At 54.3% G+C, this 11639-nt stretch carries 11 protein-coding genes; 6 read left to right on the forward strand and 5 right to left on the reverse strand.

The window, feature by feature from the left end:
- The first annotated feature begins 184 nt into the window (after positions 1-184).
- The 3 genes from BMY11_RS18440 (at position 185) to BMY11_RS18450 (ending at position 3246) form a co-directional block, all read left to right on the forward strand.
- Positions 185-1507 (forward strand): M48 family metallopeptidase, encoded by a 1323-nt coding sequence (locus tag BMY11_RS18440; RefSeq protein WP_090579360.1) that lies wholly within the window; start codon positions 185-187, stop codon positions 1505-1507.
- On the forward strand, positions 1500-2279 hold the full coding sequence (locus tag BMY11_RS18445; protein ID WP_090579363.1) for a hypothetical protein: 780 nt from the start codon (positions 1500-1502) through the stop codon (positions 2277-2279). The genes BMY11_RS18440 and BMY11_RS18445 overlap by 8 nt, the downstream gene beginning before the upstream one ends.
- An 85-nt stretch (positions 2280-2364) precedes the next feature.
- A complete protein-coding gene (locus tag BMY11_RS18450; RefSeq protein WP_090579366.1) occupies positions 2365-3246 on the forward strand; it encodes an ROK family protein in 882 nt (293 codons plus the stop codon).
- Positions 3247-3664: 418 nt separating this feature from the next.
- Here BMY11_RS18450 and BMY11_RS18455 read toward each other — a convergent pair whose 3' ends face one another.
- The 3 genes from BMY11_RS18455 to BMY11_RS18465 are packed head-to-tail and all read right to left on the reverse strand — an operon-like array spanning position 3665 to position 7477.
- Complete coding sequence (locus BMY11_RS18455; RefSeq protein WP_090579369.1) at positions 3665-3979, reverse strand: hypothetical protein; 315 nt, start codon at positions 3977-3979, stop codon at positions 3665-3667.
- A 25-nt stretch (positions 3980-4004) separates the two neighbouring features.
- Positions 4005-6401, reverse strand: coding sequence for an alpha-L-rhamnosidase-related protein (locus BMY11_RS18460; protein ID WP_090579372.1), 2397 nt, complete (start codon positions 6399-6401; stop codon positions 4005-4007).
- A 20-nt stretch (positions 6402-6421) separates the two neighbouring features.
- Positions 6422-7477, reverse strand: coding sequence for a LacI family DNA-binding transcriptional regulator (locus tag BMY11_RS18465; RefSeq protein ID WP_090579375.1), 1056 nt, complete (start codon positions 7475-7477; stop codon positions 6422-6424).
- Between the two features lie 157 nt (positions 7478-7634).
- Between BMY11_RS18465 and BMY11_RS18470 the strand changes: the two genes are divergently transcribed.
- Positions 7635-8207, forward strand: a complete 573-nt coding sequence (locus BMY11_RS18470; protein WP_090579377.1) for a hypothetical protein — start codon at positions 7635-7637, stop codon at positions 8205-8207.
- A 50-nt stretch (positions 8208-8257) separates the two neighbouring features.
- On the opposite strand, the gene BMY11_RS18475 is transcribed toward BMY11_RS18470, so the two are convergent.
- Both BMY11_RS18475 and BMY11_RS18480 read right to left on the reverse strand, forming a co-directional pair.
- On the reverse strand, positions 8258-8503 hold the full coding sequence (locus BMY11_RS18475) for a hypothetical protein (RefSeq protein WP_090579379.1): 246 nt from the start codon (positions 8501-8503) through the stop codon (positions 8258-8260).
- Positions 8504-8600: 97 nt separating this feature from the next.
- Complete coding sequence (locus BMY11_RS18480) at positions 8601-9728, reverse strand: hypothetical protein (RefSeq protein WP_090579382.1); 1128 nt, start codon at positions 9726-9728, stop codon at positions 8601-8603.
- A gap of 172 nt (positions 9729-9900) precedes the next feature.
- Between BMY11_RS18480 and BMY11_RS18485 the strand changes: the two genes are divergently transcribed.
- Together BMY11_RS18485 and BMY11_RS18490 are read left to right on the forward strand one after the other, a co-directional pair.
- Complete coding sequence (locus BMY11_RS18485) at positions 9901-11067, forward strand: WD40/YVTN/BNR-like repeat-containing protein (RefSeq protein WP_090579386.1); 1167 nt, start codon at positions 9901-9903, stop codon at positions 11065-11067.
- A 49-nt stretch (positions 11068-11116) separates the two neighbouring features.
- Positions 11117-11512, forward strand: a complete 396-nt coding sequence (locus BMY11_RS18490; protein WP_371262875.1) for a VOC family protein — start codon at positions 11117-11119, stop codon at positions 11510-11512.
- The last annotated feature ends 127 nt before the right edge of the window (positions 11513-11639 follow it).

An 11639-nucleotide genomic window follows, 5' to 3' on the forward strand; every position in this document is an offset into this window, starting at 1 on the left:
ACGAAGGGTGCTTGAATATGGGGGGATGAACACAATTGTGATACAAACCAACCCTAGAAGAATCATGATATATGCATAGATTTTTATGCCCATTTGATTACACTCCCTTGCTCAATTACGTTCCTAAGGCGAAACATGCTATGATAAGTTTACCCTAATCTTTGGAAAAGTGGGAGATGTTTCGATGCCTAGACGCCGTCGTTCAAAAGGGTTTGTATGGTTCGTATGGTTCGTGGTGTATGCGGCGCTCGTGACCGCTTATGTCTGGTACACGTCGCCGAATAATGTACCTTCTTCGTATGCCGGAACAGCAGCTGATCCGACTACGTTCTTCTCGAGCAAGCAGCTCGCCGATAGTGCGAGATTGAATGCGATGCGCAATTGGATCTTCTTCATCAGCGCACCGTGGGAGTGGCTCATCTATCTGTTTCTGCTGTTCGGCGGGCTCGCTCGTTATTGGCGGGATGCGCTGGAGTCGCGGAGATTGCCGCTTGTCGTACGGTTTCCGCTCTACGTGCTGCTTGTAGATGCCGCTGCGTTCTTACTCTACTTGCCACTTCGGGCGCTTAGCTTTGCCTTGTCCAAGTCGTATGGCATCTCGACACAGCCATGGCCCGGTTGGCTCCGGGATAAGATCGTTGCCTTCGGCGTCGGCTATATCACCTTACTCGCGGTTACGGCGGTTGCGTTCTGGATCATGTCGCGCAGAGGACGCTGGTGGTTGAAGCTGTGGCTCATTTCGGTACCTTTTACCGCATTCATGATGTACGTGCAGCCGGTCATTATCGACCCACTGTATAATCACTTCACGCGTCTGTCCGATCCGCAGCTGGAACAGAAGATTCTTGCGCTCGCTGCCAAGTCTGACATTCCCGCGAGCCGAGTTTATGAGGTGGATATGTCCGCCAAAACAAATGCAATTAACGCCTATGTCACTGGAATCGGCTCGTCCTTGCGTATCGTGCTGTGGGATACGACGCTGAAGCAGTTGAATGAGCAGGAGATTCTGCTCATCATGGCGCATGAGATGGGGCATTATGCGATGCACCATCTCGAATGGAGCGCTCTCGGCGCGGTAGGTTCGTCGCTGGTCGTGATTGTCATTGGCGGTTGGATCTATATTTGGTCAATCCGTCGCTTCGGGGATAGGCTCGGTATTCGCAGTCGCTCAGATATAACGGCGCTGCCGTTGCTGCTGCTTATCCTATCGCTGCTATCGTTTGCGTCGCTTCCGGTGAGCAATTATGTGTCCCGCCAAGCGGAATCGGCGGCAGATGCGTACGCCATGGATCTGCTCGACACCGCTGACGGGTCAATCTCGATGCAGCAGAAGACCGCACTCGTTACGCTGAGCGATATGAATCCACCGATGCTCGTTCGCTGGTTCCGTGACACGCATCCGAGCGATATGGAGCGGATTATCGCAGCGATGGAGTTCGCGAAGGCGCATCCGCGTGCAGCGGCTGAGAGCAGCGCCGCTGTCAAAGGGGCCGCTTCAAGTGACTAGCGGCACAGCGGGAGGAGAGGTGTCGCTCTATCTGCTTGGCGGACTGGCGACGGCTCCGCTGTTTATGGAGAGTTTCCGCTCCGCCTTGCATGGCGTGCTGGGGCGGGAAGGGTACGAGGTGGCGACATCAGAGCTGCTGTTCCCGTACGGGAATTGGTCTCGTGGAGTCGTGCCGCAGATCTGGGAGATAGGCCGGGATATGCGGCGAAGCCCGCGCAAGACAGGGCGCTCGATCGGCGGCAGGCGCACGGTGGCGGCAATTGGCGAGAGTAGGCACCGCCTTGGTCTGTCTGCTTCGGGCGGAGGCAGAACGATTCTCGTTGGCCACAGCGGCGGCGGTGTCGCAGCGGTACATGCTGCGATGCAGCTGATGGAGCAAAGCAGCAAAGGGCGAAGTCCGCTCGTCGTCATGATTGGTTCGCCGCGCTGTCGCATTCCAGTGCAGCTTCGGCAGTCGGTGCTGTACGTGTATGCGACTCCTGCGGGGACACCATCGTCCGGCGGCAGAATTGCGGACATGATCTGCAAGCTGGGGACATTCGGCGGCTGGGGCGGTGGCAGCAGCGTGGATTTCGCCGGCAGAGCGCCGCGCCGCTCGTTTCCGGGCTGGAACCATAACAAGTACGGTCCGGCTGGCGCTTGCGGAGTGCCGATTGTTGGATGGCACCCGGATTATTTTCGCGAGCAGGCTCCATACGTCAATGGAATGGGGTTATCGAACCAGTGGCTGACCCTGCATGCCGTGTGGGAATGGCTGCGCGGCAAAATATAACTTGCCGCTTGCTAGTAATTTTGCTATTTTGCATAGTAGAAGATAAAGCTATCATTGGTAAGCTGATTAGGAGGATTTGGGGAGCATGTTGATTGGAGCAGTTGAAGCGGGTGGAACAAAGTTTGTTTGTGGGATTGGGAGCGAGGACGGCGTAATTCAGGATCGGGTAAGCTTCCCGACGGAGCAGCCGGATAAGACGATTGCTAACGTCATTCAATATTTCCGTGATAAAAAGGTTGAAGCAATTGGCATCGGCTCTTTTGGACCAATCAATATTGATCCAACAAGCCCACAGTATGGCTACGTCACGACGACGCCAAAGCCGCTCTGGGGCAACTATCCGGTTCTGCCGGAGCTGCGCAAAGTGTTCGACGTGCCATTCGGCTGGGATACAGATGTTAACGCGGCTGCGCTTGGTGAAGCGACTTGGGGTGCGGCGGCTGGACTCGACAGCTGCTTGTACTATACTGTCGGTACTGGTATCGGCGTAGGCGTCTATGCAGAGGGCAAAATGGTGCACGGTCTCGTTCATCCCGAAGGCGGCCATGTGCTGACACGCCGTCATCCGGAGGATACGTTCGAAGGCTCCTGCCCGTATCACAGCGACTGCTTGGAAGGTATGGCAGCTGGACCTGCAATTGAGCGCAGATGGAAAGTCAAGGGAAGTGAACTCGGCGTCGATCACCCGGCTTGGGAGATGGAAGCCTTCTACCTCGGACAAGCAGTAGCGAACGCGATTCTGCTGCTGTCGCCGAAGAAGATCATTCTTGGCGGCGGCGTCATGCACCAAGAGCAGCTGTTCCCGCTTATCCACGCGGAAGTGCGCAAGAACTTGAAGGGCTACATCAGCGCTGAAGCCGTGCTGGACGGCATCGGCAGCTACATCGTGCCGCCAGGACTTGGCGATAACGCTGGCTTGTGCGGTTCACTCGCGCTCGGCCTGCGTGCGCTGCAAGAGGCGAAGTAATATTGGATTTGAAAAAGGAAAGGACTCATGCCCTGTTGTGGCATGAGTCCTTTTGTTGTTTGTGGTTAAGGTGGCAGGGAACAAGAGAGAAGCGAGGTACCCGCATACAGACAATTCGAAGGCGGGAGCAAGAATAGTGGGAGGTAGTGATCTACAATGGCGAGATTGGCTGCGATTTCGAGTAAGAGGTGTACCTGTTACCCTATATTGGAATTGAACGAAAGAAGCTGGTCTGGTGGACTACATTGGGGTGAAACCGGAGAATTGAGCGAAAGAAGCTGGTATGGTGGACTACATTGATCAAAGACAGTCCTCAGGGTCACTACTTATGGGGAAATCAGAGAGTTCTCACCAAAGAGGGGTATCACGTACCCTTCTTTGGTGAGAAAGCCGCAGAGTGAAATCAGATTGCGAAATACTACTCCGTCAGCGACCGCACATATTGCAGCGCAGCGCCAGACAGCTCGTCCCATTGCGCCGCATGGGCATTTGGTACGCGAAGCCAGCCCTTCATCTGCTTGCCCGGGGACGGCTCGAATGTTGCCGCACCTTCGAGCGAATCAGCGCTGTTGCCCACTGGCAGCTTGAATACCATGTCTTCCTTGTAGAACATGGCGAACGCTTTCTTATTGATTTTCAAACATTTGGCGCCGAACATGCTGCCCTTCACGACACTGTCCGTGTGACTGAGGTGGTCACCGATTTCTTGATAATGCTGTTCATGCTGTGACATCCAAAGCAGCCTCCCTGATTATGATTTACGGCTCGCTCACAAGCTGCTTGCCGCTGTAGTTCTCAATTGTGACCGCATAGCCCTGTGGTACGATTAACCGATAGTGCAGCTCATCGCCTTCGATGCGCCAATCCAGCTCAATCGGGCCATCCGGCGTCGGCTGTTTGCCGCTGCACCAAGCGAGTCCGGTGTCCATGAAGGCAATCGCGAGCGATTGCTGCTTCCGGTCCACAGATGCAATGCCGAGCCCGTCCCGGTAGAGGCTGCGCACGACATGCGAAGCAAAGCCGTGATTGCAACTCGCTGTCGTCCGGTTATGCTCCCACAGCGTGCCTGTCCGCTCTGCCATGACGCTGAAGAATGCCCCAATCTCCGCGAGCAGCTGCTTTGCAAGGCCAAGCTGCGACAGCAGCTCCATGCGCAAATAATAGCCGATGAACGCGTTCGCCGGATGAATCCCGCTAATGTCGGCAAGTGGAGGTTCATTCGCGCTGCGAATCGGGCTGAAATCATTCACGAGACTCATGTACCAGTCGTTCTGCTCCTGCGGATCGGCAATACCGAAGAAGGCAGCGTAATACTGGCACACCTCGGTGCGGTTGTCCGTCACCTCAAGCACTCCATCCGCGTCCTCCATCGCCTGATCCACGTAGAACGAGCCGTCGTAAGACAGCTCTCTTATCATCTGTTTCACCATCGACGCATCATCGTAATAAGACTCGGTGCCATATAGCCGTGCAGCAGCTTCAAGAGCGCCGGCATACAGCATATTACTCGGGAAATTAATCCCCTTCACGAAATCATTCGCTTTCGACCACTCAATAAACACCCAGCCTTCAAGGTTCTCGAGCAGCCCGAACTCATTGCGGAAGCCTTCAAAATAGTGCAGGAGCGCTTCGACCCTTGGCTGCAGCGAAGCGATCAGCTGCTGATCGCCGCCGCGGGACTGAAACTCCTCCAGTTGAATAATGAACCAGAGCGCCCAGTTCGGAATAAACGTGCCGTCATAGTGATCCGCAGGATAGCACATCGGCAGCATCCCTTCCGGCAGATGCTCGAACCGCTCAGGAAGCAGGAAGTTTTCAAAGAAGTTATGCTCAAGCACCGTATCACCGGTCAGATCGGCCTCGACACGGGCGGCGAAGAAGCTGTCACACAGCCAGCCTGCACGTTCGCGGGAAGGGCAGTCCGTGAAGTTGTCGACTGCGTTCTGCCCAAACGATTCACGCGCCGCTTCGAAGATCGCGCCGAGAGATTCGTCAGAGCAGCTGAATCCGGCTTGATCGGCATCGGGATTGGCGTATTCCCGGAGCGTGCAAATCGTCATCGTGCAGCTGCCCTCAAGCGCAATTAGCTTCAAATACTTCAACGTGTACGGCTCGATTGTTTCGAAATCGTAAGCGCCTGGCTCACATGTTAAATAAATGACATTCGAGCATTCCAGGCGCAGATGATCAACATCTCCGTCTGTGAGAATTTCGTCGAAGGTCAGCACAATTCGTGAAGGCACCTCGCACCGGAAAGCGAATCCGATAAATCCAGTACGGTTGCAATCGAACTCGACTAACGCAGCGTCATGCTGTTCCAGGTGCAGCTCCCAAGGCAGCTTCGGCTCGCAATGGTCCTGCCAGTTTGTCCGCAGCAGGCCAAGCTCATCGGTCGGCAGCAGCTCGAGCTCATCGACCGGGAAGCCTTTCAGCATCGGTCCGATATCGCTGATCGCCCGGTCCCGCCAAGGCTCCACGGCCTCATCGCGCTGTTCAATCGAGCCTCGCGCCACGACGGACACAGGCGATACCACACCAAACTCAGGCTTGCTCACGCCGCGTGGGAGCAGCTGCTTCGCTTCCGCAACAGCTACTTCCACCGCTTCCGCAGGCTTCGCCTCTTCATCGTAACGCCAGTGGTGCATACCTGGTGTCAGCCGATAGGCTTCCATGAATGGACGCTGGAAGCTGTACCGCTGCACCTTCTGCACACGTTCCGGCAGCACGAACGCCTCGAATCCGTGGACGCCATCGTTCGCATTCCGAACCCCGCCGCAGCCAGTCGCAGCAATAACAATGCCATCCGACTCAACCTCCGCCTGCACGAAAGAAGGCTGATCCAGCGTATAAAAGCTGTTCACGTTGTAGCCGGCGACCTCAATGGTGACGATGCTCAGCTGTCCGGCCGCATATCCGTCCTTATTAAAGTTCCATTCATCGACGCGATAATAGCCATGCGGACCAGCGGCAGGTCCATGACCAACGAAGACGCCATTCACGTACAAGCGGTAACGCGCAGAGGCGGTAATTCGTATGAGGCAGCTGTCTGGCAGTTTGCCATCCACGTTCATAAGCTGAGCGCGGAAACCTCCGGTTATATTCATAGCCGTCTCAAGGCCAGCTGGCCAGATCGGCTGTGCTTTTACAAACTTCAACTCATGATCCCTCCATCTAACTATATACTCGGCCTGGCGACGCCGCAGCTCGCGCGGATAATAAGCTCCGACGGGATGACGATATTTTGGGCGCCGCGGTCCTTCTTGCGGGTGAGCAGCTTGTGAAGCAGCCTCGCGCCTTCCTTGCCAATCTCGTAAAGGTCCGTCGTTACGGACGTAATGCCATACTTCTCCGCAAGCTCGGAATTCTCGAAGCTAATGAGCGCGACATCGCGCGGAATGGACAAGCCCTGCTCACGGGCATATTCAATGACGCCGACCGCTTGAATATCGCGTCCGGATATGATCGCCGTCGGCGGCTCCTTCATCGTCATGAACGCAGTGGCAGCGCTATAGCCGCTTCGTTCTTTCTCATCACCTATGAATACATAGTCTTCACGGTAGCGGATGCCCGCCTCTTCAAGCGCATCGCGATACCCTTCCAGTCGGTCCTCGCAGACGAGAAACTCGAGTGGTCCCGGACTTATGAAGGCAATACGAGTATGCCCAAGCTGAAGCATATGCTGCGCGTTGCGGTAAGCGATATCATAATTGTCGACGTCAACCGAGTTAACCTGATTCTTCAGCCCGTTACTGCCAATGATGACGACGGGAAAATGATGCTCAGACAGCTCTTCAATGATCGATGAATCATGATTCGGCAAACAGATCAGCACGCCATCCATGGCACGCTCGCGCATCAGCTTAATCAGCTTAGGTGTTTTTGCTTTATGACCGATATTGTCCCAGGAGATAAGCAGATTGTAGTCTTTCTGGTCGAGCACCTCGCCGATGCCTTGCAGAAGATGCGAGAAGACGCTGTTGCCAGCGAAGGAGAAGAAATTGGAGGCGGGATGAGGCGTGAATAAGCAAATATTGTTCGTTTTGCGAGTGACAAGCCCTCGGGCGGCCGAGTTCGGCTGATAGTTCAGCCGTTTAATGACTTCGAATATGCGTTCCTTCGTTTCTTGCGCGACGGGAGCAGTCCCGTTGAAGGCGAATGAAACGGTCGAGATCGATACGCCGGCTTCCCGCGCAATATCTTTAATCGTGACGCTGCGGCCATCTTTTTTCATCGCACGCACCCTCTAAAAACGTTTTATATCGTAAACGTAGCATGACTTCCATTTTCCGTCAATTGGCTTGGCACTTCTACGCAAAATATAATAAAAACGTTTTGTATGGAGAACAGCCTTCACTCTTATCAGTTCGCCGCGGTCAGGGTATACTCGAATGGAATCCATACTGCTCAAGGGGGTTTCCGCCATTAAGGAGAAGAAGATCACACATACCATTCCATTCGGCTTCGAGCCTTCAAAGACGACGACGGGCAAAGGAACACTGATCTATTATGATACGTTCGAGCATACATCAGATGCGGAGCTGGACTTTGCAGCGCAGCTTGCCGGTGAGCGGGCGTTCATAAGGCTAGTGCTGTATCCACTGCATGAGGAAACGGTGAGAAGGATGACCAAGGAGCCGGTCCGCGCCTACCATAAGCGGCTAGATCAGCTGCACGAGTGGAGGCGCGAGCATAGCAGCGGGGGAGCTGGCATCATCATCGAAGGCTTCGAGGGCAAGCGGAAGAAGTATACACCGATGGACACCGCGCTGCGCCATCTGACACAGACGTATCCTTCGCCTTATTTTGTATATATGAGTCCTGAAACTGCTAATCTATTCGCTTCGTTCGAATCCTTCGAAGAGTGGATCGTGAAGCTGCGGCTGCTGCTGCCGATGGAGCCGAGCGTGCTGCATCCGAGACTTGCGGAGTACCGCGGACGCTGGGATGTTGCTTCTACATAACGAACAATAAAAAAAACCGACTCGCCCACATACGGGTAAAGTCGGTTTTGTTATGCTGCAGTCCGGTGAGGCTGAGCAGTGGGGTGATTGTTGCCGTCCGCAATCGCACGAAGCTCTTTCAGCAGCTCGTTCAGCTCTTGGCGAAGCTCGTTCAGCTCGGCGCTGCATCTTGCTTGCAGCTTGTCTAGCTCACTTGTCGAGAGTCTATCCTGCTTAATTTGGAAAATCAACTTGTTCGTCATCGTTTCGCTGTCGCACAGACGATTGGCGTATACAATGGCAGGTGCATGGTTCATGATTCGTATTTCACACTCCCTTCTCTTAGCTGAACTTAGTGTAGCAGCCAAGTATTAACGGGACATTTGGAAAGTGTGAAACGATTATTAAATTTCGTTATTTCATTTCGCGAAGGAACGCTGCATCGCCGATTAGCAAGAAAGTGATGACAGGCGAAGGACCGTCGCTCAGAATGACGCTGATTCCGTAATCGTAAGGCGCACGATCAGGGTCAGGCATTATAGGGAATTCAGTTAGAAGCTGCAGCTCAGATCCTTTTCTCTTAAAATAGTACGTCCAGCTCGAAGGATCGGCTGCTGTCGGTTTGCCGTATAACCGCTCCAATATGGCTGCGGAGCTCTGCATCGTAATGCCGCGCGGTGTTCGGAATAGATGAGCGGGGTCTTCCCGCGGCTTGATCCCGACTGCCTTCGTGCCGCGATAATAGACAGACATACTGTCGTATTCATGGATAGGCAGCGACATCGTATAACTCTCGTGGCTTCCGAGCAGCTTGTCCACGTCTGCCATCTCCATGCCGAGTCGGACAGTACGGCCAAGCTCGTCGATTACGGCAAGATCGTCCAGTACGAATGGCGCATGCGAATGCGGGAGCCCGTCCGTGCTGTTTGCGAGCTGTATTGCTCTAATTACATCACGTTTGTAAGATACCCCGAACATAACTTCCGAGCTGATCTCTCCGAATGCGTTCAATGAAACAATGACCTCATAAACATCGGAGCGCCCCACAGCTGCTGCCAATTCCTTCGCTGTTCGCAGCTGCTTGAACAAATACGAATTCGCTTGATACCTATAGATGCGGTCGCTTCCTGCCACTAGAGTCGGTTCTCCGAGAAGCGCTGCGGCTTGCTCCCAGCTTTGGCCTGGCTTTACTCGCTTGCGGAGGGCGCCTTCCATACCGGGGTCAATCATCGCGGCTCTCGTGCCTACATAGCCGATCGTAATGTCTTCTCCGTAACGATAATAATCGCCGCTTAGCGTCTTGATTACTTGTGGCTTGCCGAGCAGAAGGTCGATCTCGCCCTTGGTCATGCCGAGCTGCAAAGCGACGTTGCGGCCGTTAATGGGAATATAGGCAGTGAGTGGCGAGTAGTTGAGAATGCCATCTGACGCCGGTTTGAATAACGGAGCGCCGTATGCTTCATGTGCTGCTGTGCCGCCAATAGTCCCTAGTAGCGTGAGTGCCAGAATGAAGATGCCGGCAAGGTGCAGCTTTTTGTTCATTTGTTGCCTCTCCTTTTGGTTATAAATAACAGATACAGGAGATTTTATAACAGAACTGCGGTACTTGCCTAGTGCAGATAGGCCCTGCAACTTAAGCTGCGGCTCCTTCGTCGAAAGAGATGAGAGAGAACATGATAAAGGGAAGGGAACTACAAGAAAGAGGTGAATTGATGTGAAGAAAGTAATGAACATGCTGACGGCTGCTGCGCTTCTGACTGGCACACTGCTTAGCGGATTGGCCGCGCCTGCGGGCGCTTTGGCTGCAAATGCGGCCGCTGCTCCTGCAGGATGCCAGGCAGATGATCACGGGCTGAAGCTTGCGGCGATGAAGGATACGGGCAGCGCCCATGTACAAGCGATTCAGTTTCTTGGTGCGAACATCGGTCGTGCGGCTGGCAACGGGTTTATGATAGGTACCTCGGACGGAGGCTGTCATTGGCAGTCGATCTATAATACAGGCAAGCTGAGCTTTAACCAGATGCAGTTTCTGACCAATTCGGTCGGTTATGTGCTCGCGAAGACGAGCGCGGAGAAACAGAACACGCTGCTCAAGACGACAAACGGTGGCACGAGCTACGCGTGGGTTCCGACAGGTCAGTATGGATTCGACCGCATTCAATTTCTGAATGAGAACGTCGGCTATGGGTTCACACGCCAGTTTACATTCAAGACGACGAACGGCGGGAAGAATTGGACGAAGGTGACGACGCCGCCGAACACGCGGTATGTTCAGTTCATCTCGCAGGATAAAGCATGGGCGATTATTGTAAAAGCAGCCGGCGGCTACGAAGTGATGAAGACTGTGGATGGCGGCAAATCGTGGGTGAATTCGCTCGCGGTCCAATCGTCGGTGAATTACGGCGGCGCGATCTATGGCACGGATAGCTCGGATGTGTGGGTCGTGCTGTATGGCAGTTCCGGCATGTCGCAGACGTCGTACTCTGTGTTCCATACGTCTGATGCTGGCGCGCATTGGAAGCAGGTCATTTCCAATACGACGGCAGGGGGCGGACCTGCACCGGGTCCGGAAGTAGCCGCAGGTAAGCTGCCTGGACCAGCCGGCAGACCGACGGATATGGCGGTCATTGGTCATTCGGCAGCCTATATGGCTGCGGGAACCGGTGCGCTTGATCAGGTTCAGTTCGGCCGTTCCGTTGATGATGGCAAGACGTGGAAGAACCTGCCGAGCGGCGTACCAGGGTATGAAGCGAAGCTGTCTTTCGTATCGCCTTCGAGCGGTTATATGGCCGTGACGAGCGATTCGCACTCCGGCGTTTATAAAACGATCAACAACGGCACGAAGTGGACGAAGCTGTTCGGGCTGCCTGATTCAAATTAACGCGTTCACAGTAATGGGTTCGATGTTATAATGGTGGAAAAAAAAGGCGGTGGCAAGTGATATGCTGCAGCATGAAGGCATCCATCATGTAAGCATCATTGTAACGGATATCGAGCGGGCAAAAGCGTTCTATCGCGAGGTGATCGGGCTTGAGGAAATCGAACGCCCGGGGTTCGATTTCTCAGGCGCGTGGTATGCGATTGGCGCAGGCGGGCAGCAGCTGCACCTCATCATGCACGAAGGCGAGACGAAGCGCACCGGCGGCATCGATACGCGCGATGGGCATTTCGCCATACGCGTGGCTGACTTTGATGCCGCGATCGATTGGCTGAACAAATGCAATATCCCGCATAAGTCGAACCGGAACAGCATCACGGGCTTCGCGCAAATTTTCATCATGGACCCGGACCATAATGTGATAGAGCTGAATGCGGCGAGAGATTGAGCATGAGGTTGACAGCCGTCACGAACCGTCGCACCTCGCGCGCGCGAGGGTTCGCGATTTCGAGATCGTTGCTCAAATCCCGCCCAGTTCGCGCTAACGAATCGTGGTAATTCTATTTACGCTTTTT

Source organism: Paenibacillus sp. OV219 (assembly GCF_900110075.1).
Taxonomy (GTDB): domain Bacteria; phylum Bacillota; class Bacilli; order Paenibacillales; family Paenibacillaceae; genus Paenibacillus_Z.

Excerpts from the sequence above, each read along its gene's own strand:
- BMY11_RS18440 (WP_090579360.1), top strand. The coding sequence starts at position 185 with ATGCCTAGACGCCGTCGTTCAAAAGGGTTTGTATGGTTCGTATGGTTC.
- BMY11_RS18465 (WP_090579375.1), bottom strand. The coding sequence starts at position 7,477 with ATGAAAAAAGATGGCCGCAGCGTCACGATTAAAGATATTGCGCGGGAA.
- BMY11_RS18455 (WP_090579369.1), bottom strand. The coding sequence starts at position 3,979 with ATGTCACAGCATGAACAGCATTATCAAGAAATCGGTGACCACCTCAGT.
- BMY11_RS18480 (WP_090579382.1), bottom strand. The coding sequence starts at position 9,728 with ATGAACAAAAAGCTGCACCTTGCCGGCATCTTCATTCTGGCACTCACG.
- BMY11_RS18450 (WP_090579366.1), top strand. The coding sequence starts at position 2,365 with ATGTTGATTGGAGCAGTTGAAGCGGGTGGAACAAAGTTTGTTTGTGGG.
- BMY11_RS18475 (WP_090579379.1), bottom strand. The coding sequence starts at position 8,503 with ATGAACCATGCACCTGCCATTGTATACGCCAATCGTCTGTGCGACAGC.
- BMY11_RS18470 (WP_090579377.1), top strand. The coding sequence starts at position 7,635 with ATGGAATCCATACTGCTCAAGGGGGTTTCCGCCATTAAGGAGAAGAAG.